This window comes from Saccharothrix sp. NBAS 001 (assembly GCF_056640475.1).
The window spans coordinates 9,627,693-9,652,343 of sequence record NZ_CM153251.1; the positions used below are offsets into that span (position 1 = coordinate 9,627,693).

Annotated in this window: 27 protein-coding genes and 1 pseudogene; 18 read left to right on the forward strand and 10 right to left on the reverse strand. The window is 72.5% G+C overall.

Annotated elements, in window-relative coordinates; translation table 11 throughout:
• Positions 1-17 precede the first annotated feature (17 nt).
• The 3 genes from AC0HI0_RS43605 to AC0HI0_RS43615 all read right to left on the reverse strand — a co-directional run bounded on the left by AC0HI0_RS43605 (position 18) and on the right by AC0HI0_RS43615 (position 2,660).
• Positions 18-659 carry a Crp/Fnr family transcriptional regulator gene (locus tag AC0HI0_RS43605; protein WP_480929317.1) on the reverse strand — a complete coding sequence of 214 codons (642 nt, stop codon included), beginning with the start codon at positions 657-659 and terminating at the stop codon, positions 18-20.
• Positions 660-963: 304 nt separating this feature from the next.
• Positions 964-1,422 (reverse strand): carboxymuconolactone decarboxylase family protein, encoded by a 459-nt coding sequence (locus tag AC0HI0_RS43610; RefSeq protein WP_480929318.1) that lies wholly within the window; start codon positions 1,420-1,422, stop codon positions 964-966.
• Between the two features lie 143 nt (positions 1,423-1,565).
• Complete coding sequence (locus AC0HI0_RS43615) at positions 1,566-2,660, reverse strand: LCP family protein (RefSeq protein ID WP_480929319.1); 1,095 nt, start codon at positions 2,658-2,660, stop codon at positions 1,566-1,568.
• 50 nt (positions 2,661-2,710) lie between these two features.
• Here AC0HI0_RS43615 and AC0HI0_RS43620 point away from each other — a divergent pair, with 50 nt between their 5' ends.
• The 5 genes from AC0HI0_RS43620 to AC0HI0_RS43640 all read left to right on the forward strand — a co-directional run bounded on the left by AC0HI0_RS43620 (position 2,711) and on the right by AC0HI0_RS43640 (position 5,760).
• Positions 2,711-3,115, forward strand: a complete 405-nt coding sequence (locus tag AC0HI0_RS43620; protein ID WP_480929320.1) for a DUF6542 domain-containing protein — start codon at positions 2,711-2,713, stop codon at positions 3,113-3,115.
• Positions 3,067-3,201 carry a hypothetical protein gene (locus AC0HI0_RS43625; protein WP_480929321.1) on the forward strand — a complete coding sequence of 45 codons (135 nt, stop codon included), beginning with the start codon at positions 3,067-3,069 and terminating at the stop codon, positions 3,199-3,201. Before AC0HI0_RS43620 ends, AC0HI0_RS43625 begins: the two co-directional genes overlap by 49 nt.
• Positions 3,198-5,054, forward strand: a complete 1,857-nt coding sequence (locus tag AC0HI0_RS43630) for a bifunctional polysaccharide deacetylase/glycosyltransferase family 2 protein (RefSeq protein WP_480929322.1) — start codon at positions 3,198-3,200, stop codon at positions 5,052-5,054. The genes AC0HI0_RS43625 and AC0HI0_RS43630 overlap by 4 nt, the downstream gene beginning before the upstream one ends.
• Positions 5,055-5,195: 141 nt before the next feature.
• Entirely contained in the window at positions 5,196-5,426 is a 231-nt protein-coding gene (locus AC0HI0_RS43635; RefSeq protein ID WP_480929323.1) for a ribbon-helix-helix domain-containing protein, read from the forward strand.
• Positions 5,413-5,760, forward strand: a complete 348-nt coding sequence (locus AC0HI0_RS43640; protein WP_480929324.1) for a type II toxin-antitoxin system PemK/MazF family toxin — start codon at positions 5,413-5,415, stop codon at positions 5,758-5,760. The genes AC0HI0_RS43635 and AC0HI0_RS43640 overlap by 14 nt, the downstream gene beginning before the upstream one ends.
• 51 nt (positions 5,761-5,811) lie before the next feature.
• Here the strand turns inward: AC0HI0_RS43640 and AC0HI0_RS43645 are convergent, their stop codons facing one another.
• The gene (locus AC0HI0_RS43645) at positions 5,812-6,003 is read right to left on the reverse strand and encodes a ferredoxin (RefSeq protein WP_480929325.1); all 192 of its coding nucleotides are present in this window, start codon (positions 6,001-6,003) and stop codon (positions 5,812-5,814) included.
• Positions 6,003-7,235: a cytochrome P450 gene (locus AC0HI0_RS43650; protein ID WP_480929326.1), complete on the reverse strand. Its 1,233-nt coding sequence runs from the start codon at positions 7,233-7,235 to the stop codon at positions 6,003-6,005. The genes AC0HI0_RS43645 and AC0HI0_RS43650 overlap by 1 nt, the downstream gene beginning before the upstream one ends.
• 233 nt (positions 7,236-7,468) lie before the next feature.
• Between AC0HI0_RS43650 and AC0HI0_RS43655 the strand changes: the two genes are divergently transcribed.
• The 3 genes from AC0HI0_RS43655 to AC0HI0_RS43665 are packed head-to-tail and all read left to right on the forward strand — an operon-like array spanning position 7,469 to position 9,431.
• On the forward strand, positions 7,469-8,344 hold the full coding sequence (locus AC0HI0_RS43655) for an ABC transporter ATP-binding protein (RefSeq protein WP_480934521.1): 876 nt from the start codon (positions 7,469-7,471) through the stop codon (positions 8,342-8,344).
• Entirely contained in the window at positions 8,341-9,195 is an 855-nt protein-coding gene (locus tag AC0HI0_RS43660) for an ABC transporter permease (RefSeq protein ID WP_480929327.1), read from the forward strand. The genes AC0HI0_RS43655 and AC0HI0_RS43660 overlap by 4 nt, the downstream gene beginning before the upstream one ends.
• A complete protein-coding gene (locus AC0HI0_RS43665; RefSeq protein WP_480929328.1) occupies positions 9,192-9,431 on the forward strand; it encodes a helix-turn-helix transcriptional regulator in 240 nt (79 codons plus the stop codon). The genes AC0HI0_RS43660 and AC0HI0_RS43665 overlap by 4 nt, the downstream gene beginning before the upstream one ends.
• 85 nt (positions 9,432-9,516) lie before the next feature.
• On the opposite strand, the gene AC0HI0_RS43670 is transcribed toward AC0HI0_RS43665, so the two are convergent.
• Both AC0HI0_RS43670 and AC0HI0_RS43675 read right to left on the reverse strand, forming a co-directional pair.
• Positions 9,517-10,668, reverse strand: a complete 1,152-nt coding sequence (locus AC0HI0_RS43670; RefSeq protein ID WP_480929329.1) for a macrolide family glycosyltransferase — start codon at positions 10,666-10,668, stop codon at positions 9,517-9,519.
• Positions 10,669-10,787: 119 nt separating this feature from the next.
• Positions 10,788-11,396: a TetR/AcrR family transcriptional regulator gene (locus AC0HI0_RS43675; RefSeq protein WP_480929330.1), complete on the reverse strand. Its 609-nt coding sequence runs from the start codon at positions 11,394-11,396 to the stop codon at positions 10,788-10,790.
• A 74-nt stretch (positions 11,397-11,470) separates the two neighbouring features.
• Here AC0HI0_RS43675 and AC0HI0_RS43680 point away from each other — a divergent pair.
• From AC0HI0_RS43680 to AC0HI0_RS43705, 6 genes and pseudogenes are all read left to right on the forward strand, one after another.
• Positions 11,471-11,629 (forward strand): annotated as a pseudogene (locus AC0HI0_RS43680) (NAD(P)-binding protein); the annotation flags it as partial.
• 98 nt (positions 11,630-11,727) lie between these two features.
• Positions 11,728-12,585, forward strand: coding sequence for an FAD-dependent monooxygenase (locus AC0HI0_RS43685; protein WP_480929331.1), 858 nt, complete (start codon positions 11,728-11,730; stop codon positions 12,583-12,585).
• A gap of 201 nt (positions 12,586-12,786) precedes the next feature.
• Positions 12,787-13,938 carry a nitric oxide synthase oxygenase gene (locus AC0HI0_RS43690; RefSeq protein ID WP_480929332.1) on the forward strand — a complete coding sequence of 384 codons (1,152 nt, stop codon included), beginning with the start codon at positions 12,787-12,789 and terminating at the stop codon, positions 13,936-13,938.
• A gap of 82 nt (positions 13,939-14,020) precedes the next feature.
• A complete protein-coding gene (locus AC0HI0_RS43695) occupies positions 14,021-15,130 on the forward strand; it encodes an NAD(P) transhydrogenase subunit alpha (RefSeq protein WP_480929333.1) in 1,110 nt (369 codons plus the stop codon).
• Positions 15,127-15,402 carry an NAD(P) transhydrogenase subunit alpha part 2 gene (locus tag AC0HI0_RS43700; protein ID WP_041312230.1) on the forward strand — a complete coding sequence of 92 codons (276 nt, stop codon included), beginning with the start codon at positions 15,127-15,129 and terminating at the stop codon, positions 15,400-15,402. The genes AC0HI0_RS43695 and AC0HI0_RS43700 overlap by 4 nt, the downstream gene beginning before the upstream one ends.
• Positions 15,399-16,757: an NAD(P)(+) transhydrogenase (Re/Si-specific) subunit beta gene (locus AC0HI0_RS43705; RefSeq protein ID WP_480929334.1), complete on the forward strand. Its 1,359-nt coding sequence runs from the start codon at positions 15,399-15,401 to the stop codon at positions 16,755-16,757. Before AC0HI0_RS43700 ends, AC0HI0_RS43705 begins: the two co-directional genes overlap by 4 nt.
• Here AC0HI0_RS43705 and AC0HI0_RS43710 read toward each other — a convergent pair.
• Positions 16,754-18,379, reverse strand: coding sequence for a diguanylate cyclase domain-containing protein (locus AC0HI0_RS43710; RefSeq protein WP_480929335.1), 1,626 nt, complete (start codon positions 18,377-18,379; stop codon positions 16,754-16,756). The two genes, AC0HI0_RS43705 and AC0HI0_RS43710, sit on opposite strands and share 4 nt — an antisense overlap.
• A 67-nt stretch (positions 18,380-18,446) precedes the next feature.
• On the reverse strand, positions 18,447-19,256 hold the full coding sequence (locus AC0HI0_RS43715) for an SAM-dependent methyltransferase (RefSeq protein ID WP_480929336.1): 810 nt from the start codon (positions 19,254-19,256) through the stop codon (positions 18,447-18,449).
• 216 nt (positions 19,257-19,472) lie between these two features.
• Between AC0HI0_RS43715 and AC0HI0_RS43720 the strand changes: the two genes are divergently transcribed.
• The 3 genes from AC0HI0_RS43720 to crcB are packed head-to-tail and all read left to right on the forward strand — an operon-like array spanning position 19,473 to position 20,633.
• Positions 19,473-19,910 carry a MarR family winged helix-turn-helix transcriptional regulator gene (locus AC0HI0_RS43720; protein ID WP_015098991.1) on the forward strand — a complete coding sequence of 146 codons (438 nt, stop codon included), beginning with the start codon at positions 19,473-19,475 and terminating at the stop codon, positions 19,908-19,910.
• Entirely contained in the window at positions 19,900-20,289 is a 390-nt protein-coding gene (locus tag AC0HI0_RS43725) for a fluoride efflux transporter FluC (RefSeq protein WP_480929337.1), read from the forward strand. Before AC0HI0_RS43720 ends, AC0HI0_RS43725 begins: the two co-directional genes overlap by 11 nt.
• Positions 20,286-20,633 carry a fluoride efflux transporter CrcB gene (crcB, locus tag AC0HI0_RS43730; protein WP_480929338.1) on the forward strand — a complete coding sequence of 116 codons (348 nt, stop codon included), beginning with the start codon at positions 20,286-20,288 and terminating at the stop codon, positions 20,631-20,633. Before AC0HI0_RS43725 ends, crcB begins: the two co-directional genes overlap by 4 nt.
• On the opposite strand, the gene AC0HI0_RS43735 is transcribed toward crcB, so the two are convergent.
• Positions 20,620-22,869 (reverse strand): HelD family protein, encoded by a 2,250-nt coding sequence (locus AC0HI0_RS43735; protein ID WP_480929339.1) that lies wholly within the window; start codon positions 22,867-22,869, stop codon positions 20,620-20,622. The genes crcB and AC0HI0_RS43735 overlap by 14 nt on opposite strands.
• Positions 22,870-23,172: 303 nt before the next feature.
• On the opposite strand from AC0HI0_RS43735, the gene AC0HI0_RS43740 reads away from it, so the two are divergent.
• A complete protein-coding gene (locus AC0HI0_RS43740) occupies positions 23,173-24,057 on the forward strand; it encodes an NAD(P)-dependent oxidoreductase (RefSeq protein WP_480929340.1) in 885 nt (294 codons plus the stop codon).
• The last annotated feature ends 594 nt before the right edge of the window (positions 24,058-24,651 follow it).

Consider the following 24,651-nt stretch of genomic DNA (forward strand, 5'->3'; position numbering starts at 1 on the left):
CTCCCTGGAATTGCGGTTCAGGCGTCCAACAATCGGGCGAGGGCTCGTGGGTCGGTGAGCGTGAAGCTCTTCCGCGCGGTGCGCAGCAACCCCTTGGCGCGCAGCCCGCCCAGTGCGGTCTCTACGCTTTTCTCCGACGCCGCCACGGCGTCCGCCAGGTCGCGTTGGCTCAGGCCGTCCAGGCGAAGCCCGGCTTCGGTGCGGTGCCCGCGTTCGGTCACCCATTTGAGAAGTACTGCGGCTACCCTCAGCGGCACGTCGCGGGTGTGCGCTAGTTGGCGTTCGTCGGCGTCGCGCAGGCGTCTGAGGCTCGTCTGGTCGACCAGCGCCCGTACGTCCTCGCTCTGCGCGCGCAGCCTCAGGAACGCGCTGGCGGCCAGGTGCGCCGCCCGTCCCGCGCACAGCGCGATCACGTGCGCGCTGCGCGGTCGGCCGCTGATGACCCCGATCTCGCCTATCAAGTCACCCGGTCCTATCAGGCTGACCAGGGGTTCCACCTCGGGGCCGGGCAGCAGGGCCTTGAGCAGGCCGGCTTCCACGAGGAGCACCTCGTCGCTGTGGGTGCCGGCGGTGATGAGCCGGTCGCCCTTGTGGAACGGCGCGAGCCGCCCGGCGGAGCGGATCTCCGCCCGGCCTCGGTCGGCAGCGTGGTCCGGCATGGCGCACCATGGTGCCGACTGTCAACCCCGTTGTGGGTCGGAATCCGCTGCGTTCACACGTTCAGGTGAGAGATTTCCTTGCGGTGGCTTGGTCTGGGGCTGCTTTCGCGAGTCTCGCTCATCCCGTGGCGGTTCGGGACTTCGATTTGGTGAAGCCGGTCGTCGGTGGTCGGTGGTCGGTGGTCGGTGGTGGTTGGTGGTCGGTGGTGGTTGGTGGTCGCCGGTGGGTGGTGGTGGTCGAGCGATGGTCGGCGTGGCTGGGCGTGCCGGGGGAGGCGGCCCGGGGAGGGGCCGCCTGTCGGCGTCAGGACCAGACCGCGCCTGCGGGCTCGCGGATCGTGGTGTTGATGCGGTTGAACATGTTCGTGACGGCGATCATGAGGATGATCGCGGACAGGCCCTGTTCGTCGAAGTGGTCGGCCGCGCCGTCCCAGATCTCGTCGGTGACGGAGTTCGGGCGGTCGGCGATCCGGGTGGCGGCCTCGGTGAGTTCCAGCGCGGCGCGTTCGGCGTCGGTGAACTTGTCGGTTTCCCGCCACGTCGCGAGCAGCAGCAGGCGGTCGACGTCCTCGCCGGCCTTGCGGGCGTTGCGCATGCCGGCGTCCACGCAGGCGCTGCACCCGTTGATCTGGCTGGCGCGCAGGTGCACCAGTTCGAGGGTGGACTGCGGCACACCGCCGGAGTGCATCGCCTTGTAGAGGCTGCCGATGCCCTTCATGGCCTCGGGGAGGAGCAGGGCCGGGTTCTTCATCCTGGGTTCCATGCTTCCCTGACGGATCGGCCGTTGCGGATGTGACCGGTCTGGCCGAGATTTCTGGGGATCTGGTCCAGGCCGGTCTGGAAGTCTGGAGGTCTGGAGGTTGGGAGGTCTGAGGGGTAGGTGGTCTGGAGGTCGGGTGCGGGTGGTCAGTCCACGCAGGGGATGCCGTCGACGGTGCTGGGGGGCTTGGCGGGTGGTGGTGGTGGCGTGCCGGGCTTGGCCGGAGCGGGTTTTGGCGGGTCTGCGCGGCCTAGGGCGACGTCCACGGCGTTGCGCATCGCAGGGAGGCCGTCGTGGTCTGGGTGGCCGGTTAGCGGCAGGGTCAGGAAGTGCACGCCGGTGGTCCGGCCGCCCAGGTCGAGCACGTCCCAGCCCTCGGACAGCACGACGTTCTGCTTTGCCACCGACACCACGGGGCCGAGTGCGGCGACGCCCTGTTCTTTGGCCCGGTTGAGCACGGCGGTCAGGAACGCCTGCTGGCGGCGTGTCCGGTCCAGGTCTCCGTTGGGCAGGCCGTGCCGTTGGCGTACGAAGGCAAGCGCCTGCGCGGCGTCGAGCCGTTGGCGTCCGGCGGGGAAGTCCGCGCCGGAGAACTCGTGGTCGGCGGTGGCCTGCTTCAGGCACACGTCCACGCCGCCCAGGGCGTCCGCGAGGTGGTAGAAGCCCGCCAGGCTCAGCTCGGCGAGCGCGTCCACCGGGACGCCCAGGAACTCCCGCACGGTCGCGACCTGGGCGCGCCGGCCGGCTTCGCGGCCGAGCCACTCCAGTTCGGCCGGGGCGTGCCCGCCTTCCTGGACCAGGCGCTCCTCCTCGGCCTCCTTGGCGCGGCCGTACGCCTCCTTGATCTTCTCCCGGGGTGTGCCGGGGACGCCGTGCAGCTCGGCGTAGTTGTCGCGCGGCACGGACATCGCGGTCGCCGGCCGCCCGTCGCCGGGCACGTGCACGAGGATCAGCGTGTTGGCGTTGTAGCCGCCTCGGTCCACGTCGCCGGCGTGCAGCCGGTCCAGCACTTCGTCGGAGGGCGCGCCGCCGTCCAGGTCTCGGCGCGTGGTGAGCCCGATCAGCAGGACGTTGAAGCCGTCGGTCGAGCGCGCGTCGTCGTCCGCGATCGCCCGCGAGCGGCGCACACCGCTGTCCAGGTCGTGATAGGTGGTCCAGGCCACTCCGGACGCGACCAGCACCGCGACCGCCGTCGTGATCCACGCGATCCTGATCACGATCAGCGATAACTCCCGCACCATCCCCACCCCCCGGTCGCGTAGCCTAGGGCTGTTCAGACGCTGGGGGCTGCGTGGTCGACCGAATCTCACACCTGCCGAGCCTGGCCGCCCTGGGGGTGTCCGCGGTGCTCGCCGGGGCGGGTTACTGGCTGGACGGCGGGCAGCCGGGGTGGCTGTTCGGCGGGTTCCTCGTGGCGGGCGCGGTGTTCGCGACCGCCGTGGTGCGGCCGGTCGGGTTGTGGACGGTGGTGCCCGCACCTCCGCTGCTGTGCGTGGGGCTGGTGGTCGGGGTGGCCGCCGCTGGGGGGAAGTCGTTGCGCGAGCTGGCCGTCACGGCCGCGCCGCTGGTGATCCGCGGGTTCCCGCCGATGGCGGTCGCGGTCGGGGCGGGGGTGGCCGTCGCGGCGGTGCGGGTGGGGGGAAAGTGGTGGCAAAGCAGGTCTTCGTCGACGAGAGCGGCAGACGCCGGGGACTGATGGCCGTCCTCGGCGTCGCGCTGGCGGCCGGGTTGCTGGGGTTCGCCGGGGTGATCGTGGCGACGGTGTTCGAGCACCTGCCGTGAGGGCGCACTGGGTCTCGTTGCTGGTCGGGTTGGCGTTGTTGTTGGCGGCGTTGGCGTTCCACGCCTACGCGACCGCGATCCCCCCGAAGTCGCCGCGCCCGGCGGCGGTCGCGGAGCCGGTGCCGCACGGCGTGGTCGCGCTGGTGTTCCACGGCGGGCCGGACGCGCGGTACACGCCCCGGCTGCTGGACCGGTTGGCGGCGCGGCGGGTCCGGGCGACGTTCTTCGTGGTCGGCGCGGCGGTCAACGCGCACCCGGAGTTGGTGCGGCGGATGGTCGAGGAGGGCCACGAGGTCGGCGTCGGCACGTTCCGGGCGGGTCCGGACGGGGCGTTGGACCCGGCGTTCGCGCGGGCCGCCCTGGCGGCGGCGGCCGGTGTCCACACCGGACTGTCCGAACCGGATCCGGACACCCTCGACCTGACCGTGCGCGACCCGCCGGCGATCGTGGCGGGCACGGACGTGCGCCAGGTCGTGCGGCTGCACGTGAACAGCAGCGCGCCGGACGTGGTGGACCTGCTGGCGCAGCGGTTCGCGGAGCACCGCTTCGTGCCGCTGTCGCAGGCGCGCGCCGGTGCGGCGGCGGGCGGGGGCGAGCAAGCGGGGATCGGCGCGAAGACCACCGGGCACGCGTTGGCGTTCGCGCAGTGGCACGGCGGGACGATCGCGGTGGTGCTGGCGGTGTTGAGCGGGATCGTGGCGGTGCTGGCGCTGCTGCGGACCGTGCTGCAACTGGGGTTGGCGCACACCTCGCGGCGGTTGCGGCGGGACGACGCGGTGGTGGGGCTGGAGTACGCGCCGGACGTGTCGGTGGTGGTGCCGGCGTACAACGAGGCGGCGAACATCGTGGCGGCGGTGCGCTCGATCGCGTCCTCAGCGCACGGCGCCGACGTCGAAGTGGTGGTGGTGGACGACGGGTCGGTGGACGGCACGGGCGACCTGGTCGAGGCGTTGGGGCTGCCGGGCGTGCGGGTGCACCGCCAGGAGAACGCGGGCAAGCCGGCGGCGCTGAACGCGGGGATCGCGCTGGCGCGGCACGAAGTCCTGGTGCTGGTGGACGGGGACACGGTGTTCGACGCCGACACGGTGTCGAAGGTGGTCCGGCCGCTGGGCGCGGACGGGGTCGGCGCGGTGTCGGGCAACGTCAAGGTCGCCAACCGGCGCGGGGTGTTCGGGCGGTGGCAGCACCTGGAGTACTGCGCCGGGTCGAACCTGGACCGGCAGATCCTCAACGCCCTGGGCTGCCTGCCGACCATCCCGGGCGCGATCGGGGCGTTCCGGCGGGCGGCGCTCGACGAGGTCGGCGGGATCAGCGCGGACACGTTGGCCGAGGACACCGACGTGACGATGGCGATCACGCGGGCGGGGTGGAAGGTCGTCTACGAGCCGGGCGCGCGGGCGTGGACGGAGGTGCCCACGGGGGTTCGGGGGCTGTACAAGCAGCGGTACCGGTGGTCTTACGGGACGTTCCAGTCGATGTGGAAGCACCGGGCGGCGCGTGGCCGGATGGGGCGGCTGGGGCTGGCGTACCTGTTGGCGTTCCACGTCGTGCTGCCGTTGCTCGCGCCGGCGTTGGACGTCTTCGTGCTGTACGGGGCGTTCATCGCGGACGCGCCGTGGGCGTTGGTGGTGTGGGCGGTGTTCCTGGCGATGCAGACGTTGAGCGCGGGGTACGCGCTGCGGCTGGACGGGGAGTCGTTGAAGCCGCTCTGGACGTTCCCGCTCCAGCAGGTGGCGTATCGGCAGCTGACGTACCTGGTGGTGGTGAAGTCGCTGGTCACGGCGTTGCACGGGACGCCGGTGCGGTGGCAGTCGGCCGGCCGGGCCGGGCTGGCGGCGCGATCGGCTGGGTGAGGTGGGCCGGCGGCGCGATCGGCCGGGCCGGGCTGGCGGCGCGGCCGGCCGGGTGAGGTGGGCCCGGGGGTGAGGGCAGGGGGTGGGGGCAGGGGGTGAGGGCGGTGGTCGGGTGGTAGCACTGGAGGTAGCATCGGTGGTGTGAAAATCAGTGTGAGTCTGCCGGAGGAAGACGTAGAGTTCGTTGATCACTACCTTCTGCAACATCGCAGTGCCTCACGGTCGTCGGTGATCCACCAGGCGATCGCGTTGTTGCGGGATGCCGGATTGGAAAACGCCTACGCCGACGCGTGGGACGAGTGGGAAGCCGACGGTGAAGCCGAGATGTGGGAAGTGACTGCGCCAGACGGTGTCGTCGATGCGTCGAGGTGACATCTACTGGGTCGATCTGGAGCCGTCCGTGGGCGCGGAGGCGAACAAGATCCGACCGGCCGTGGTCGTCAGCAACGACGCGGCGAACCGGGCCGCGGGGCGTGCCGGCCGGGGTGTCGTGACCATCGTGCCGATCACCTCGAACACCGCCCGGGTCTACCCCTTCCAGGTGCTGCTGCCGGCCAAGGACTGCGGGCTCGGCGCGGACTCCAAAGCGCAGGCGGAGCAGGTGCGGACGGTCGCCGCGGCGCGGCTGCGCGCGCGGATCGGGGAGCTGCCGCCCGCCGTGCTCAAGAAGCTGGACGAGGCGTTGCGGGTGCACCTCGCGCTGTGAGCCGGCGCGGGGCGAGCGGCCGCCGGGTTTCCCCGGCGACCGCTCCGGGTGTCAGTCGATCACCGTGATGGCCGCAGCCGGGCACAGGTGTGCCGCTTCGCGGGCCTCCCGTTCGTGACCCGCGGCGGTCGGGTCGAGCAGCACGACGGTGCCGTCGTCCTCGCTCTGGTCGAACACCGCGGGGTCGGTCAGGGCGCACATCCCGGACGCGGCGCAGCGGTCCGGGTCGACTTCGATCCTCATCAGAACTCCACGGGCAGGCTGTGCACGCCGTAGATCCCCATGTCCTTGCGCATCGGCACCTCCGAGGCCGGTATCGCGAGCCGCAGGTGCGGGAACTCGCGGATCAACGCGTTGTACCCCACCCGCATCTCGATCCGCGCGAGCTGCTGCCCGAGGCACTGGTGCACCCCGTGCCCGAAGGCCACGTGGCCCGAGGCCGGCCGCCGGACGTCCAGCCGGTCCGGGTGGGCGAACCGCTCCGGGTCGCGGTTCGCGGCGGGGATCGAGATGGTGACGTTCTCCCCCTCCTTCACCCGCACCCCGCCGACCTCCAAGTCTTCCAGGGCGACCCGCACCGGGCCGATCTGGATGATCGAGAGGTAGCGCAGCAGCTCCTCGACCGCGTTGTCGACCAGCGACGGGTCGGCGCGCAGCGCCGCGAGCTGGTCGGGGTTCTCCAGCAGGGCGAGCGTGCCCAGGCCCAGCATGTTCGCGGTCGTCTCGTGCCCGGCGATGAGCAGGAGGAGGCCCATGTTGGCGATCTCCTCGTCGGTCAGCTCGCCGGTCTCGATCAGGCCGGACAGCATGTCGTCGCCGGGGTGCTCCCGCTTGCGCGCGACCAGTTCGGCGACGTAGTCCTCGATCCGCCGGAACGCGGCCATGATCTCCTCGAAGTCGTTGTCCAGGCTGAAGCCCTTCCTCGTGTCGCGCTGGAACGCCTGGCGCTCGTCGTAGGGCACGCCGAGCAGCTCGCAGATCACCATGGACGGCACCGGCAGCGCGAACGCCTCGACCAGGTCGACGCCCTGGCCCAGGGCGCGCGTCGCGGCCAGGTGCTCGGTCACGATCTGCTCGATCCGGGGTATGAGCTGGTTCATCCGGCGCACGGTGAACTGGCCGGTGAGCAGCTTGCGGTACCGCGAGTGGTCGAGGCCGTCCATGTTGATGAACATGCCCGGTTTCGCCGGCGGCCCCTGCGGCACCGCTTTGCCGCCCACCGGGATCGGCGCGTGCTGGAGTTCGGCCCGGTTGCTGAACCGGCGGTCGGCCAGCACCGCGCGGGCCAGTTCGTGGCTGGTCACCAGCCAGCCCTCGTGCCCGTCCGGGTAGCGCAGCCGGCTGATCGGCTCGGTCGCGCGCAGTTCCCCCAGTCGGGCCGGCGGGTCCAGCGCGGCACCGCGTTCGGTGGGCAGCCCTCGGTGTGGTGCCACGTCGTCGTGCGACCTCTCGTCGGGGTGCAGTTTCTCGGTCATCTCGCACACCTCCCAGTGCGTTCGGGGACCTGTTTTTCAAGCTACAGAAGATTCACGAAGTCGTGAAGTAAATAAGACGTAAGAGCGGATTTGACTGGCTTGCTAGTACGAGAGATAGCAGGTGTGCTACACATTGCTCGACAAGTCGGATGGGCCGGACGCAAATCGGGCGGGGGATCCGGCGGTTCTGGAAGTGGGGGTGTGCCTTGGTCATCGAGGTGCGCGATCTGCGGATGCGCTACGGCACCGCGGACGTGCTGCACGGGGTGGACTTCACCGCCGAGCGGGGCGAGGTGGTCGCGCTGCTGGGGCCCAACGGGGCCGGCAAGACGACCACGATCGAGATCCTGGAGGGGTTCCGGATCCCGTCCGCCGGGCACGTCCGCGTGCTCGGCGTGGATCCGGCGAAGGGCGACGAGGTGTGGCGGGCGAAGCTGGGGGTGGTCCTGCAGTCGTGGCGCGACCACGCCCGGTGGAAGGTGCGGGACCTGCTCGACCACCTGGGGCGGTACTACGTCCCGTACAGCACGCCGGACCGGTCCCGGCCGTTCGACACCGACGAGCTGATCAAGACGGTGGGGCTGGAGGAGCACGCGCACAAGAAGGCGATGAAGCTGTCGGGTGGGCAGCGGCGCCGGCTGGACGTGGCGATCGGCATCGTGGGGAAGCCGGAACTGCTGTTCCTGGACGAGCCGACGGCGGGCTTCGACCCGCACGCGCGGCGCGAGTTCCACGACCTGGTGCACCGGCTGTCGGACCTGGAGGGCATGACCATCCTGCTCACGACGCACGACCTGGCCGAGGCGGAGAAGCTCGCCGACCGGATCCTGGTGCTGGCCGGCGGGCGGATCATCGCCGACGGCAGCCCGGACCAGCTCAGCCGGCAGGTCGCCGGGCAGACCGAGGTGCGCTGGACCCGGGAGGGGCAGCGGCACGTGCACGCGACCGAGGACGCGACCGCGTTCGTGCGGGAGCTGTTCTCCCAGCACAGCAGCGGGATCTCGGACCTGGAGGTCCGGCGGAGCACGCTGGAGGACACCTACCTGACGCTGGTCCAGCAGTACGAGAGCGGCGTCGCGGGCAGGGTCGCGGAGGTGGTGTCGCGGTGAACGCCACGCTGTACGCGATGCGGTTGGGGCTCAGCCGGGGGTGGCTGGAGTTCCGCCAGTCCCTGACCAGCTCCGACCAGTTCTTCAACCTGTTCACGGCGGTCGGGTTCCTGGTGGTGCTGTGGTTCCAGCGCGACTCGTCGGTGGACGGCTCGTCGATGTCGCTGGCGTCGCTGACGCTGCCCAGCATGCTCGGGATGCTGGTCGCGTTCGGCGGCCTGGTGGGGCCCGCGGGCGCGTTGTCGGTCAACCGCGAGGACGGCACGCTGCTGCGCGCCAAGGCGGTCCCGAACGGGATGACCGGCTACCTGGTCGGGCGGGTCACCCAGACCTCGCTGGACACGTTCTTCAGCCTGACCGTGGTGATGCTGCCCGGCGCGCTGCTGATCGGCGGGCTGTCCGGGGTCGGCTTCGGCGGGTTCGTGTACCTGCTGGTGGTGCTGGCGCTGGGCATGCTGGCCACGCTGCCGTGGGGCGCGGTGGTCGGGTCGCTGGCCAAGTCGCCGCAGGGCGCGATGAGCGTCACCATGCTGCCGATGATGCCGATCGTGGCGATCTCCGGGATCTTCTACCCGATCTCGGCGATCCCGGGCTGGTTGCAGGTCGTGGCCCAGGCGTTCCCGGTCTACTGGCTGGGGCTGGGCACGCGGTCGGCGGTCCTGCCGGACTCCGCGGCGGCCGCCGAGATCGGCGGGTCGTGGCGGTCGCTGGAGATGTTCGGCGTGCTGGGGGTGTGGGCGGTGGTCGGGATCCTGCTCGCGCCTACGATTCTGCGTCGGATGGCCCGGCGGGAATCGGGCGCGGACATGGAGCAGCGGCGCAACGCCGCGCTCCAGAGGGGCGTGGGGTGAGCGAGACCGTCTTCAACCGGATCGCGATGCTGCGTGCCGAGCGCGGGGTGTCGCGGCGGCAGCTGGCCGAGGCCTTGGGGATCCACTACCAGACCGTGGGGTACCTGGAACGTGGTGAGTACAGCCCCAGCCTCTACCTGGCGCTGCGCATAGCGCGGTACTTCGAGGTGTCGGTGGAGGTCGTGTTCTCGACCGAGCCGTTTCCCCGGCTGGGCAGTTCGTCGCAGTCCGCTTGAGTTCGGTTCCGGGTGCGGAACACCTCCCCGTATGGCCCGCGCGGGCCATACGGGGAGAACGCGCCGTAGGGCGCGTTTCGGGCTGTTAGAGGGACGCCTCGATCACGTCGGCGGCCTTCCTCGTTCCGCCGGCGTCGGCGATCTCGTGCTTCATCCTGGCCAGGGCGGCTGCCGTCCCGGGGTCGGTGATCAGCGCTTCCACCGCCTCGAACAGGGCTTCCGGGGTCGCCCGGGAACGGGGCAGGTGCCTGCCCGCCCCCAGTTCTTCCAGGCGCAGGGCGTTCATCGTCTGCTCGCCCAGGGTGGGGACGCCCACCATCGGCACGCCGTGGTGGAGACCTTCCATGGTGCCGCCCATGCCGCAATGGGTGATGAACGCGGTGGCGTGGGAGAGGATCTCCAGCTGGGGGATCCAGTGGTGGACCTCCGCGTTGTCCGGGATCTCGCCCAGGTCGGCTTCGTCGACCTTCTTGCCGATGTTGAGGACCACGTACCAGTCGTCGCGGTCGCCGAACGCCTCCAGGCAGTTCCGGTAGAACTCCGGGTCGTCGGTGTAGGCCGAGCCCAGCGAGACGAGCAGGATCCTGCGCTCGCCCTGCGGCGGCCGCCAGGTGCCCTGGAACGAGCGGTCGCCGATGCAGGGGCCCACGAAGGTGTACTTGCCGTCGACGGAGTCGCTGTTGTACTGGAACGACCTCGGGATGCCCACGACGGCCCGGTCGGGGTGGCCCACGTAGGTCCTGGCGTCGATCGCGCAGCCCTCGGACCGCAGCCAGGCGTCGATCTCCCGGTAGACCGCCGCCGCCTCCGGCGTGTCGAAGATGCCGCCCATGTCCTCCTCCCACCCCTCGTAGGCCACGAAGGTGGGGGAGAACTGGATCGCCCGCACGCCCCAGCGCTCGGCGAGGACGCGGGCCGGCCACGCGCCGATGTCGTAGACGACCAGGTCCGGGCGGTCGGCGCGGTAGGCGGCGGCCAGCAGCGGCAGCAGTTGCCGCGCCTCGTGCAGGAACAGGCGCATGGCCGGGGCCAGGTCGGTCGGCCACTCCTGCGCCGCGGTGGGCAGGGTGGTCGGGTGGACGACGGGCGTCGCGCCGGCGTGCGCCACGGCCTCGGCGAAGTCCTCGGGGACGGCGTAGGTGACCCGGTGGCCCCGGGCGACCAGCTCGGTCACCACGGGCAAGGTCGGGTTCACGTGGCCGTGGCCGGGGATGTTGAGGAAAGCGATGTGCGACAAGGTTTTCTCCGCTGATTCCGGGGATGGCTCGGTGGCCCCGTCGCGCGGTGCGGCGCGGGGGCGGACGGCTGAGCCGGAATCAGAGGTAGAAGACCTGGTACGGGTGCACGAGATCCACTTTAGCGGCGGGGGCGCGATCCGGGGGCGGCGGCCAGGACGGCGGTCAGGGCCGCGTGGACGGCCTCGGTCAGCTCCTGGCGGGCTTCGGCCGTGCCGGGGGTGGGGGCGTGGACGGCTCCGGCGCCCACCAGGCGGTCGAACAGGAGACCGTCGAGGTAGGCGACCAGGGCCCGGGCCGGGCGGTCCGGGTCGGGGATCCCCGCGCGTCGCAGCAGCCGTCCCACCCGGGCCCTGACCTCGGTGCCGTGGTCGAGGACGCCGCGCAGTTCCGGGTGGTGGGTGGCTTCCAGCAGGCACTGGTAGCGGGCCAGGGTGCGGTTGCGGGCCGTGGTCGTCCAGTGGTCCAGGACCGCCGCCAGGGCGGGGGCCAGCAGGTCGGGGTCCGGGGTGCCGGGGAGGTCCGCCGCCGCGGCTTCCCGCAGGTCCAGCTCGGCCAGGCGGGCCACCACGGCCTCGACGAGGGCTTTCCGGGTCCGGAAGTAGGCGGAGGTGGAGCCCTGGGGCAGCGCCGCCGCCGCGTCCACGGCCCGGTGGGTCAGGCCCCGCATGCCCCTGGTCGCCACCAGGTCGATGGCGGTGTCGGCGATGAGCGTCACGCGGTCGGTCATTCCGAGCCTCCTTCTACACCTGTAGAGTACCGGTCTCTACAGGTGTAGAAGGCTGGTGGGGCGAGGTGGCCGGGATGGGCGGGCGGCGGGCCGTGGTGGTCGGGGGCGGGCTCGGCGGGCTCGCCGCGGCGGTGGCGCTGAGGGCGATCGGGTGGGAAGTCGTGGTGCTGGAACGGTCGCCGGCGTTCGCGGAGGTCGGGGCCGGGATCGGGGTGCTGCCCAACGCGCTGCGGGCCTTGGCCGTGCTCGGGCTCGCCGACGAGGTCCGGCGGGTGGGGACGCCCCGGGTGGCGGCGCGGGTGCTGGATCCGCGCGGGCGCCACTGGCCCGGGTGGCGCGGGAGTCGGCCGCCGGGCGGGTGGTGGCGGTGCACCGGGCCGACCTGCACCGGGTGCTGCGCTCGGCGTTGCCGGCGTCGTGCTTGGTCGGCTCGGTCACCGTGGACGACGTCTCCGCGCTCGACGGTGACCTCGTGGTGGTTGCGGACGGTGTGCGGAGCCGGCTTCGGGACGCGATCTTCCCGGGTGTCACCGGACCGGTGTACGCGGGCGTCACGGCGTGGCGGAGCGTCACCGAGGCGCGGTTCCCGCCGGACCTGGTGATCTCCCAGACGGTGGGGGCCGGGGTCGAGTTCGGGGTCCTGCCGCTGGGGGACGGGCGGGTCTGCTGGTACGCGGCCACCGAGGCCGAGGCGGGCGGGGGCGGGGCGGACGGGCTGGAGGCGGTCCGGGGGTTGGTGGAGGGCTGGCACGCGCCGATCGGCTCCGTGTTGGACGCGACGCCCGCCGCCGCGGTGCTGCGGCACGACATCTACGAGTTGGGGTCGCGGTTGCCGTCTTACGTGGCCGGGCGTGCTGTCCTGCTCGGCGACGCCGCGCACGCCATGACGCCCTACCTGGGGCAAGGGGCGTGCATGGCGTTCGAGGACGCGGTGGTGCTGGCCGATGCCTGTGCCCGGTTCGCCACGGTGGGCGAGGCGCTCGCGGCTTACGACCGGGTGCGTCGACCGCGCACCCAGGCGGTCTCCCGGGCGTCTCGAATGGCGGGGAGATTGGGGTTCCGGGTTCGCAATCCGGTGGCGGTCGCGGTTCGGGATCTCGCCCTGCGCGCGGTGCCGGGGTGGGCGGTGGTGAAGGGGGCCGAGCGGTTCACCGGGTGGCGGCCGCCGGAGGCGTCACTCGATCGGTGAAATATCGACCGTGACGTAAATCACGGATCACCGCCGTGATTCGAGCGGATAACAATCCAATATCACTCGTTTTCGCAGGATTCGTCACTCTTTCGCCGGATCAAGCAATCACCGTGTGATACCGATCGCCGGGTGTGCCGGGCCTTCGGTGCCCGGCACGGCGGTGCCGTTTCCCGCCGGGTCCAACTACGGTGTCCCGCCATGGCCCCCGTCCCCGCCTGTCCGACTGAAGCCATCCCCCGTCGTACCAGCGCCGTCGACCTCTCGGAGGCCGACGAGTTCATCCGCCTGCACCACTTCGAGCACCCCGAGGTCGGACCCGTCGAGCACCGGTTGGCCGAGGTGCACGGCGAGGTCGCCGCGACCGGCACCTACCGGCACACGCCGGCCGAATTGGCCTTCGGCGCGCGGGTCGCGTGGCGCAACAGCGCGCGCTGCATCGGGCGCCTGTACTGGCGCAGTCTGAAAGTCCGCGACCTGCGCGACCTGCGCGATCCGAAAGAGGTCGCGGACGAGTGCGTCGAACACCTGAAACTCGCCACCAACGACGGGAAAGTGCGTCCCGTCATCACCGTTTTCGCACCCGACGAACCCGGTCAGCCGGGTCCGCGCATCCGCAACGAGCAGTTGATCCGCTACGCCGGCTACCGGGGCCGCGACGGCGGGGTGCTCGGCGACCGCCGCAACGCCGAGCTGACCGACCACGCCCTGGCGCAGGGCTGGCGCCCGCCCGTCGAGCGCGGGCCGTTCGACCTGCTGCCGCTGGTCGTGGAGCGCGAGGACGCCGAACCGGCCCTGGTGGAGCTGCCCCGCGAGGCCGTGCTGGAAGTCCCGATGAGCCACCCCGAACTCCCGTGGCTGGCCGGCCTCGGGCTCAAGTGGCACGCGGTGCCCGTGATCAGCAACATGCGGCTGCGGATCGGCGGCGTGGACTACCCGGCCGCGCCGTTCAACGGCTGGTACATGGGCACCGAGATCGGGGCCCGCAACTTCGCCGACGCCGACCGCTACGACCTGCTGCCCTACCTCGGCCGCCGGATGGGCCTGGACACCTCCCGGGTGCAGACCCTGTGGCGGGACCGGGTGCTGGTGGAGCTGAACCGGGCGGTGCTGCACTCGTTCGCCGAGGCCGGGGTGACCATCACCGACCACCACACCGAGTCCGACCGGTTCCTCACCCACGTGCAGAAGGAGGAGGCCGCCGGGCGGTCCTGCCCGGCCGACTGGACGTGGATCGTGCCGCCCATGTCCGGCGGCATCACCAGCGTGTTCCACCGCTACTACGACCGGCGGGAACTGGTGCCGAACTTCTTCCCCGCCGACACGAGGGGCGTCTGCCCGGTGATCCACTGACCGGGCTGGAGTACGGCCGTACGGTCAACGTCAACGGCGTGGTGTGGTGTGGATCACCTTTGATCGACTACCGTGCGTTCTCGTGAGAGTGGGCATTCCCGCGGAGTCGCGGCCCGCCGAGCGCCGCGTGGCCGGTCTACCGGAAACGGTGACCTCGCTGATCGGCGCCGGTCTCGCGGTGGACGTGCAGTCCGGGGCGGGTCGTCACGCCCACGCCTCGGACGACGCCTACCGCACGGCCGGGGCGGAGATCATCCCCGACCACCCCGCCGGCAGCACCGAGGTCGTCCTGACCGTGCAGCCGCTGGACCTGGACCAGGCCCGGCTGCTGCGCGAGGGCGACATCACCGTCGGCTTCCTCCAACCAGCCACCGAACCCGACCTCGTCCGCGTCCTCGCGGAGCGCAAGGTCACCGCCTTCAGCCTCGACCTGCTGCCCCGGGTGACCCGCGCGCAGAGCGCGGACGCCCTGTCGTCGCAGGCCCTGGTCGCCGGGTACCGGGCCGTCCTGGTGGCGGCCGGGCACCTGCCGCGCTTCCTGCCGATGTTCACCACCGCCGCGGGCACCGTGCCCCCGGCCAAGGTGCTGGTCCTGGGCGCGGGCGTGGCCGGGCTCCAGGCGATCGCCACCGCGCGCCGGCTCGGCGCGGTCGTGGAGGCCTACGACGTCCGCAAGGCCGCCGCCGAGGAGGTGCGCAGCCTCGGCGCGAAGTTCCTGGAACTCGACCTCGAATCCCAGGACGGCGTGTACGCGGCCGTGCAGTCCGAGGCGTTCCTGGAACGCCAGCGGGAGCTGATCGCCGAACGGGTCGCGGCCAGCGACGTGGTCATCTCCACGGCCGCCGTGCCGGGCCGCAGAGCGCCCGTCCTGGTCACCACCGACATGCTCAAGGCGATGCCGCCCGGCTCCGTGGTGGTGGACCTGGCCGCCGAGTCCGGCGGCAACGTCGTCGGGTCCGCGCCCGGCGAGGACGTGTGGGTCGGCGACGTGCTCGTGCACGGCGCGCGCAACCTGCCCAGCAGCATGCCCGTGCACGCCAGCCGGCTCTACGCCAAGAACGTCGCCAACCTGCTCGGGCTGATGACCCGCGACGGGGTGGTCCGCCCGGACCTGTCCGACGAGGTGCTGTCCGGGGCGTGCCTCACCCACGACGGCGAAGTCCGCCACGCGCCCACCAGGGAGCTGCTGTGATCGAGCTGCTGACGATCTTCGTGCTCGCCGTGTTCGTGGGCTTCGAGGTGGTCTCGAAGGTCTCCACGATCCTGCACACCCCGCTGATGTCCGGCGCGAACGCCATCCACGGCGTCATCCTGGTCGGCGCGATCCTGATCACCGGCCAGGCCCACGACGCCCTCACCCTCGTCCTCGGCCTGCTCGCGGTCTTCCTCGCCACGGTCAACGTGGTGGGCGGCTTCGTGGTGACCGACCGGATGCTGGAGATGTTCAAGGGGCACAAGCGATGACGTGGGTCCAGTTCGCCTACCTGGCCGCCGCGCTGTGCTTCATCCTGGCGCTCAAGGGCCTGAGCACGCCCAAGCACGCCAGGCTGGGCAACCTGGTCGGCGCGGGCGGCATGGCGCTCGCCGTGGTCACCGCGTTCGCCACCGTCGAGGCCAACTCGCTGCTGATCCTCCTCGCCGTGGTGCTCGGCACGGTCGTCGCCGTCCCGGCCGCGCGGCAGGTCAAGATGACCGCCATCCCGCAGATGGTGGCCCTGTTCAACGGGGTCGGCGGCGCGGCGGCGGCGATCGTCGCGCTGGCCGAGTTCCTGGAGGGCGGCGACGCGGGCGCGCTGTTCCTGATCGCCACCGTGCTGACCGTGCTGATCGGGTCGGTCAGCTTCTCCGGCAGCGTGGTGACCTTCCTCAAGCTCCAGGAGATCATGACCACCCGCCCGGTGCTGCTGCCCTCGGGGCAGTGGATCGGCATCGGCGTCGCCGGGCTCAGCGCCGCGCTGGCGCTGGCGACGCTGTTCACCGGCTCGACGGCGGTGCTGGTGCTGCTGGCGGTGGCCGGGCTGGCGCTGGGCGTGCTGTTCGTGCTGCCCGTGGGCGGCGCGGACGTGCCGATCGCCATCTCGCTGCTCAACGCGTTCACCGGGCTCGCGGTCGCCGCGTCCGGCTACGTCCTGGGCAACACGCTGCTGATCGTCGCGGGCACGCTGGTCGGCGCGTCCGGCACCATCCTGACCCGGCTGATGGCGCAGGCGATGGGCCGCTCGCTGGCCAACATCCTGTTCGGCGCGTTCAAGGCGGTCCCGCAGGCGGCGGTGTCCGGCGAGCAGCGGACCGTCCGCTCCGGCACCGTCGAGGACGTCGCGATCCTGCTCGGCTACGCGCACTCCGTGCTGGTCGTGCCCGGCTACGGGCTGGCCGTCGCGCAGGCGCAGCACGCGGCCCGGGAGCTGGCGCAACTGCTGCAGACGCGCGGGATCAGCGTCGACTACGGCATCCACCCGGTCGCGGGCCGGATGCCCGGCCACATGAACGTGCTGCTGGCCGAGGCGGACGTGCCCTACGAGAACCTGAAGGAACTCGACGACGTCAACCCCGGCATGGGCAGCGTCGACGTGGTGCTGGTGGTCGGCGCGAACGACGTGGTCAACCCCGGCGCGCGCGACGACTCGACCAGCCCCATCTACGGGATGCCGATCTTCGACGTCGACCGGGCCAAGGCCGTGGTGTTCATGAAGCGCTCGATGCGGCCCGGGTTCGCGGGCGTCGACAACAGCCTGCTCTACCACCCGAAGACGACCCTGCTGTTCGGCGACGCCAAGGACTCGCTGACCAAGCTGCTGGCCGCGGTGAAGCAGGTCTAGAGGTCGTAGCCGGGGACGGCGGGCCCGGTGAACGGGCCGAACGCGCCGTCCACGCCCACCCCGCGCCACCAGCCGGCCAGCTCCGGGGTGGGCACGTCCGGCACGAACACCGCGATCCCGGCCTCCCGGACCGTCCGCACCATCGCGCCGATCGCCTTGTGCGGTAAGGACTCGCGCTGCCCGGCGAGCCGGCGCACCGCGGACGGCGCGAGCAGCAGCGCGTCCGCGCCCAGTTCGCCGACCAGCGACAGCTCGGCCTGGCCGCCGTTGAACCCGGCCAGCCCGACCGCGATCCCGTTGTCCCGCAGCACCTGCGCGTTGTCACCGTCCTCGGCGAGCATCGACCGGGTGTCCAGGAAGACCCGCAGCCCGGCCCCGGGCAGGCCGGTCTCGTCCAGGACCCGCTTCACCGTGCCCACCAGGTCCTCGTCCCGCGACTGCGTCGGCGACAGCACCACGTGCAGCGGGCCCGCCGACCAGCCCGCCGCCGCCTCGGCCGCCTCGCGCAGCGCCCACTGGCCCAGCGCCTGCGACAAGCCGTTCGCCTCGGCCAGCTCCACGCACTCGTCGTGCCCCAGCTCCTCCCACCGCAGCAACGCCACGTGGCCCACCGCGAGACCGGACCCCAGGTCCGCCACCGGCCGGAACTCGACCTCCACCGCGCCGTCGGCCAGCGCGCCCGGCATCCGCGCGGCCCGCGCCAGCCACGCCCGCGACCGGGCGTCCTCGTGCCGGTCGTAGGGCAGCCACTGGCGCTTGCCGTGCGCCTTCGCCCGGTGCAGGGTCGCGTTCGCGGCGCGCATCAGCTCGTCGACGCCCCAGTCCGCCGCCGGCCGGTCCACCACGCCGACGCTCGCCGACACCGCCACGCCGCCGTCCATCGGCTCGGCCAGCGCGTCGTTGATCCGCGCCACCACGTCCGGCACCTTCGGCCCGCCGGCCACCACGATCGCGAACTCGTCGCCGCCGATCCGGGCCACCACCGCGTCCTCGCCGGACACCGCCGCCGCCAACCGCACGCCCACCTCGCGCAGCAACCGGTCGCCCAGCGCGTGCCCCAGCCCGTTGTTCACCACCGAGAACGCGTCGAGGTCCAGGTGGTAGAGGGTGATCCCGTCGCGGGACGCGCCCAGCATCGCCTCCAGCCGGGTCGCGAAGTGCTGCCGGTTGGACAGCCCGGTCAGCGAATCGTGCAGCAGCTGGTGGTCGAGGTTCTTCTGCAACAGGTGCAGCTCGGTGACGTCCTCCACCATCGTCACGTGGTAGGCGGGCCTGCCTTCGGCGTCGCGCAGCAGCGACACCGCCAAGTGCACCCACACCGGCTCGCCGTCCTCGCGGACCAGCCTGCGCTGCTCGCGGAACCGGTCCACCCGGCCCGCGCCCGCCGCCCGGTACATCGCCGCCAGCGACTCCACGTCCGACGGGTGGAACAGGCCGAGCAGCCGCCGCCCGGCCAGCGCGCCGCACGGCACGCCCACCAGCTCGCCCAGCGCCTCGTTCGCCTCCACGCACACGCCGTGCAGGTCGGTGACCGCGATCCCGAACGCCGCGGTCGTGAACACCTCGTGGAACCGCGCCTCGCCGACCCTGAGCACCCTCGTCACCTGCCGCTTCGCCGTCATCAGCGCCCGCTCGGCCTCGTCGCGCCGGCCGGGGGCGCCGCCGCGAGCAGACCGGCGTCCCGGCGTCTCACCTCTTGCGACCGACCCCGGCCAGGATGCCCGCCCGGCCCGGATCGCCCTCCGCCACCGCGCCGTCGTCCGGACGCCACAGCGGCAGCGGCACCACCCCCGGCTCGACCACGTCGAACCCCGCGAACAGCCCGGTGATCTCCGCGTGCGAGCGCGGGAACATGGGGTTCATGCTCTTCTTCATCACCTCGACCACCCCCGCCATCTCCGCCGGCTGGAGGTCCGCGGTGAACTGCGAGACCGCCAACCCGCTGCCCGGCACGACCGCGTCCCGGTAGACCCCGACCAGCCCCGCCGGGTCCCGCTCCGGCGGCACGAAGTGCAGCACCCCCACGGCCAGCACGCCGACCGGCTCGGCGAAGTCCAGCAGCCCGGTGCCCCGCGCCGCCGCCAGCACCGCCTCCGGGTCCGTCAGGTCCTCCTGCAGGATCGTCGCCCGCTCGTCGTGCTCCAGCAGCAACCGGCTGTGCGCCACCGCCACGTCCTCGAAGTCCACGTACACCACCCGCGACCCCGGATCCGCCCGCCGGGCGACCTCGTGCACGTTGCCCACCGTCGGGATGCCCGAGCCCAGGTCCAGGAACTGGCGCACACCCCGCGCCACCAGGTGCAGCACCGCCCGCCGCAGGAACGCCCGGTTCAACCGCGCGATCGACCGCGCGTTCGGCTGGGCACGCAGGAACTTCCCGGCCAGCGCCCGGTCGGCCGCGAAGTTGTGGCCACCGCCGAGCAGGTAGTCGTACAGCCGGGCCGCGCTGGGCAGGCCGGTGTCCACGCCGTCCGGGACCCAGCCCGAGCCTTCCACCACGCCACGACCCCTGTTCCACGCGCGGGCGACCGGACCCGGTGCCCGCGCGTGGAGGGTACTGAGCCGATCCCCCGATCGGGAGTCCCCGCGAGCGCTTCTCCCCGAACGGCGTACCGGGGGCGGCGGCGCGCGCGACCGGGAGCGCACCCGCGCCGGCCGCCGTCCCGCGATGCGGACAAAGCGCCTCGCGGGCCTGGAACTCAGTACCATTCGCGCATGTCAGACGAGGCACGCACGCTCACCGACGTGGTCACCAGGCTGCGCCGCGCCCTGCGCACCAGCATCCGGTCCGAATGGCCGTGGGACTCGCTGCCGATGGCCCAGGTCGAGCTGCTCCAGACCCTCGCCGAACGCCCGCCGATGCGGGTCGGCGACCTCGCCGCCGAGCTGCGGCTGGCCCCCAACACCGTCAGCGGACTGGTCGGCCAGCTCATCGAAGGCGGCCTCGTCGCCCGCGGCGGCGACCCCGCCGACCGCCGGGTCGCCCGGCTCTCGGTCACCCCGCAGGGCCACGAGCAGCTCGCCGTCTGGCAGGCCGCCCACGAGAAGCGCATCGGCTCCGCCCTCGACCGGCTCGACCCCGGCGAGCGCGCCGACGTGGTCCGCGCCCTGTCCGCCCTCGACCACCTGGTAGACCATCTGCGTGCCAGCTGACCCCGTCGACTCCGACGCACCCGTCCCGCCGCGCGAGGTCTCGCCCGCCGTGCTCGCCGCCATCGCCCTCGGCGGCGGCCTCGGCGGGCTCGCCCGCTACGCGTGCGGCGGGCTCGGCGTCGCCGGCACCGTCGCCGTCAACGTCCTCGGCTCGGCGCTGATCGGCGTGCTGATGGCCCTCGTGCCCCGCCTGCACCCGCTCGCCCGGCCACTGCTCGGCATCGGGTTCCTCGGCGGGTTCACCACCTTCTCCGCCTACGCGCTCGACGTCGTCCGGCTCGGCCCCGCGGTCGGCGCGCTCTACCTCGTCGGCACCCTGCTCGGCGCGCTCGCCGCCACCGCCACCGGCCTCGCCCTCACCCGGAAGGTGATCGGGTGACCGCGCTCCTGGTGTTCTGCGGCACGGCCGTCGGCGCGGTCGCCCGCTACCTGACCGACCGCGCCGTCCAGTCCCGGCACCGCTCGCGGTTCCCGTGGGGCACGCTCACCGTCAACGTCGTCGGCTCCTTCGTGCTCGGCTGCGCGGCGGGCGCCGCACCGGCCTGGGCCGCCCTGCTCGGCACCGGCTTCTGCGGCGGCCTCACCACCTACAGCACGTTCAGCTTCGAAACCGTCCGGCTGCTGGAGGACCGCGCCTACCGGCAGGCGTTCGCCAACGTCGCGGTCAGCCTCCTCGCCGGCGTCGGCGCCGCCGCCGCCGGCTACCTGCTCACCCGCTCTTGAGCCGGCCCAGCACCGCCGGCAGGTCGCCCTCGTGCACCACGCCCAGGCGCTGCGTCGCCCGGGTCAGCGCCACGTACAGGTCACTGGCCCCGCGCGGCGACTCGCCGAGGATCCCCGCCGGGTCCACCACCAGCACCGAGTCGAACTCCAGGCCCTTCGCGTCGGTCACCCCCAACACCACCACCTGCGCGTCCAGGTCGTCCGACGCGCCCGGCACCACCGCCCGCAGCGCCGCCACCCGCGCCGCCGGCACGATCACCGCCAGCTTCCCGTCGCCGATCGCGGACACCTCCGCCGACACCAGCTCCGGCAGCGCCCGCGCCGCCGACGGCACCCGCGCGCTCCACGGCTCGCTCCCGCTGTCGCGCACCGACGTCGGCGGCACCAACTCCGGGTCCACGCTCGCCAGCACGTCCGCCGCCACCGCCATGATCTCCGACGGCGTCCGGTAGTTCACCGACAGCTCGGTCAGCTTCCAGCGGTCCATCACGTACGGGGACAGCACCTCGTGCCACGACGACGCGCCCGCGATGTCCCCGGTCTGCGCGATGTCGCCCACCACCGTCATCGACTTGCTCGGGCAGCGCCGCATCAGCGTCCGCCACGCCATCGCCGACAACTCCTGCGCCTCGTCCACGATCACGTGCCCGAACGTCCACGTCCGGTCCGCCGCCGCCCGCTCCGCCGCCGTCTCGTAGCGCTCCGCGCCGTGCCGCTCGGCCAGCCGGTAGGCGTCCACCAGGTCCGTCGCCATCAGGATGTCCGGATCCGCGTCGTCCTCCAGGTCGAGGATGTCCAGCACGCCCTGCGCGTAGTCGATCGCCTGCCGCCGCTGCCGCTCCGCGCGCGCCTTCGCCTCGGTGTCGTCCTCGCCCAGCAGCTCGGCCGCCTCGTCCAGCAGCGGCACGTCCGCCGGCGTCCACTCCGAGCCGCGCGGCCGCACCAGCAGCGCCCGCTCCTCGGCGGACAGCCTCGGCGTCGCCTTCGCCAGCCGCTTCGGCGACGAGTACAGGTCCTCCAGCAGCTTCTGCGGCGTCAACGTCGGCCACAGCCGCTCGATCGCCGCCCGCACCTCGGCGTCCTCGCGCAGCTCGCGGCGGATGTCGTCGATGTCGGCCTGGTCCAGCAGGTGCCGGCCCAACCGGCCCACCGCCTGCGACGCCAACGTCGAGACGATCTCCCGCGCGAACGTCCGGCGCGCCTCGTTGTGCGGCTTGCGGGACCGGCGGGCCCGGCCGCGCGCCGCCGTGATCGCCCGGCGGTCCAGGCGCAGCACGTCCTGCTCGAACGGCACCTCCACCAGCGCCGGGGCCTCCTGGCGGTCCTTGATGGCGTGCGCCACCACGTCCGCCATCTCGATGCGGCCCTTCAACGCCGCCGCGGCCGCCGGCTCCCGGCCGACCGCCGTCATGCCGGGGAACAGCTCGCCCACCGTCGACAGCAGCACGCCCGTCTCGCCGAGCGAGGGCAGCACCTGGCCGATGTAGCGCAGGAACGTCGAGTTCGGGCCGACCACCAGGACCCCGCGCTTGGCGAGCTGGCGGCGGTGCGTGTAGAGCAGGTAGGCGGCGCGGTGCAGCGCGACCGCGGTCTTGCCGGTGCCCGGCCCGCCCTGCACCACGACCACGCCGTTCAGCTCGGTGCGGATGATCCGGTCCTGCTCGGCCTGGATCGTGGCGACGATGTCGCCCATCTGCCCGGTGCGGCTCGCGTTCACCGCGGCCAGCAGCGTCGCCTCACCCGTCAGGCCCTCGGTGTGCCGCGACGGGTCCACCGAGTTGATGTCCAGCACCTCGTCGTCGAAGCCCACCACCCGGCGCTGCTTCGTGCGCAGGTGCCGGCGGCGCCGAACCCCGTCCGGCGCGGCGGCCGTGGCCAGGTAGAACGGCCGCGCGGCGGGCGCGCGCCAGTCCATCAGCAGCGGCTCGTACTCCTTGTCCTCGTCGAACAAGCCGATCCGGCCGATGTAGAAGCGGTCGTCGGTGTGGAAGTCCAACCGGCCGAAGCACAGCCCGTTCTCCACCGCGCTGTATTGGGCCAACTGGTCGGAGTACATGGCCACCGAAGTGTCCCGCTCGGACCGCATCTGGTGGGTGCCGCCGGTTTCCCGCAGCGCCCCGGCCAGCCGCTTCGAGCTGAGTTCGCGTAGGTCGTCCAGCCTGCCGTACAGCATCGACACGTATTCCTGCTCCGACTCGATGTCCGCGAGTCGGAGGTCGTCGGAGGGGCTTGACAACGTGCCTCATTTCTGGATAGCGTGTTTTATCAGGCTGTGCCGCTTTTCGCCTGACGCCTCTCTGTGCGCGCAGAAAGTTCAATCTACACGGTCTTTCGTCAGCGCGCCTCCACCTGTGACCCTTTCCCCGGCCCGCCGGCGGGGCTGCCGGGGTCGCGGCCGCGCACCCACCCCGAGGCCCGCGCCCACCGCGTTCTGCCGCCGTTCCTGCCGCTCCTTCCCCGTACACCCACCCGTGCCCCCGGTGCCGCTCGTGCCCGGACCTGCTTGGCGTCACGGCGACGCGCGGACCAGGATGCGCACATGCGCCACGATCCGATCGCCGTACTGGGCCTGGGTTCGATGGGCCGCCCGATCGCCCGCAACCTGGCCCGCGCCGGCTTCCCCGTCACCGTCTGGAACCGGACACCCGGCCGCGACGGCGAAGTCCGCGCCGCGGGCGCGGTGTCCGCGGCGAGCCCGGCCGACGCCGCGCTGCCGGTCGTGATCACCGTCCTGCCGGACCTCGCGGACGTGGTCGAGGTGTTGGAGCGGCCCGACGGCCTGCTGGCCGGGTGGCGCGAGGTCGACCAGCCGCTGCTGGTCCTGATGGGAACCCACTCGCCGGCGGACGTCCGCGCGTTGGGCGAGCGGCTGACCGGGGTGCGGTTGGTGGACGCGCCGGTGAGCGGCGGCGACGTCGGGGCGGAGGCCGGGACGTTGAGCATCATGGCCGGCGGGCACGCGGACGACGTGCTGCGGCTCCAGCCGTACTTCAGCGTGCTGGGGACGACGGTCCGCCACATGGGCCCGTTGGGGACGGGGCAGCTGGCGAAGGCGTGCAACCAGATCGTGGTGGGCACGGTGTTGAACGCGGTGTCGGAAGCGTTGGCGCTCGCGGTCGCCAACGGGCTGGACCCGGCGGATGTGCTGGACGTGTTGGGCGGGGGATTGGCGGGTGGCGCGGCGTTGGACGTCAAGAGGGAGAAGTGGCTGACGGGCGACTTCAGCCCCGGAGGTCGGGCGCGGTACCAGTTGAAGGACCTGGCGTTCGCGCTGGAAGCCGGGAAGGAGTCGGAGGTCCCGCTTCCCGTGACAGCGGCCGTGAGCCAGATGTACACGGCAATGTGCGCACTCGGCCTGGGCGACGACGACCACAGCGGCGTGTACCAGGTTTACCAGGCACTGACCCGCGACAATCACCACTGATCGTCCGCTCGTACCACCCGTTGCCGCCCCACCCCGGACACCACTTCACCCGACCCCGCCTCGCCCCGACCGCACCGCTTCGCCCCGACCTGACCCGACCGCCCGACCCGACCGCACCGACCCGACCGCCTGACCCGACCGCCTGACCCGACCGCCTGACCCGACCGCCTGACCCGACCGCCCGACCCGACCGCCCGACCCGACCGCCCGACCCGACCGCCCGACCCGACCGCCCGACCCGACCGCCCGACCCGACCGCCCGACCCGACCGCCCGACCCGACCGCCCGACCCGACCGCCCGACCCGACCGCCCGACCCGACCGCCCGACCCGACCGCCCGACCCGACCCGACACCCGCCGCCACAACCTCGCCGCCCCAGTAGCCCCACCAACCCTGTAGCCCCAGCCCCACCAACCGGGACCGCGATCAGCCGAGTCCGGCTTTGATCACACATTCAGGCGAAGCTCATGGATCGTGACAACCCAGCGAGGGGTTCAAAGCATGAGCCTAAATAGGCACGGAGGCGGCCCAGGCGACCCACAGCGCCGGACAGCACACCGACGACCCCAACCGGCCGACCGCTCCGCCAACCG

Coding starts and splice junctions, on each gene's coding strand:
- AC0HI0_RS43605 (WP_480929317.1), bottom strand. CDS start 659: ATGCCGGACCACGCTGCCGACCGAGGCCGGGCGGAGATCCGCTCCGCC.
- AC0HI0_RS43610 (WP_480929318.1), bottom strand. CDS start 1,422: ATGGAACCCAGGATGAAGAACCCGGCCCTGCTCCTCCCCGAGGCCATG.
- AC0HI0_RS43615 (WP_480929319.1), bottom strand. CDS start 2,660: ATGGTGCGGGAGTTATCGCTGATCGTGATCAGGATCGCGTGGATCACG.
- AC0HI0_RS43640 (WP_480929324.1), top strand. CDS start 5,413: ATGCGTCGAGGTGACATCTACTGGGTCGATCTGGAGCCGTCCGTGGGC.
- AC0HI0_RS43645 (WP_480929325.1), bottom strand. CDS start 6,003: ATGAGGATCGAAGTCGACCCGGACCGCTGCGCCGCGTCCGGGATGTGC.
- AC0HI0_RS43650 (WP_480929326.1), bottom strand. CDS start 7,235: ATGACCGAGAAACTGCACCCCGACGAGAGGTCGCACGACGACGTGGCA.
- AC0HI0_RS43655 (WP_480934521.1), top strand. CDS start 7,469: ATGCGCTACGGCACCGCGGACGTGCTGCACGGGGTGGACTTCACCGCC.
- AC0HI0_RS43675 (WP_480929330.1), bottom strand. CDS start 11,396: ATGACCGACCGCGTGACGCTCATCGCCGACACCGCCATCGACCTGGTG.
- AC0HI0_RS43690 (WP_480929332.1), top strand. CDS start 12,787: ATGGCCCCCGTCCCCGCCTGTCCGACTGAAGCCATCCCCCGTCGTACC.
- AC0HI0_RS43705 (WP_480929334.1), top strand. CDS start 15,399: ATGACGTGGGTCCAGTTCGCCTACCTGGCCGCCGCGCTGTGCTTCATC.
- AC0HI0_RS43710 (WP_480929335.1), bottom strand. CDS start 18,379: ATGACGGCGAAGCGGCAGGTGACGAGGGTGCTCAGGGTCGGCGAGGCG.
- AC0HI0_RS43720 (WP_015098991.1), top strand. CDS start 19,473: ATGTCAGACGAGGCACGCACGCTCACCGACGTGGTCACCAGGCTGCGC.
- AC0HI0_RS43740 (WP_480929340.1), top strand. CDS start 23,173: ATGCGCCACGATCCGATCGCCGTACTGGGCCTGGGTTCGATGGGCCGC.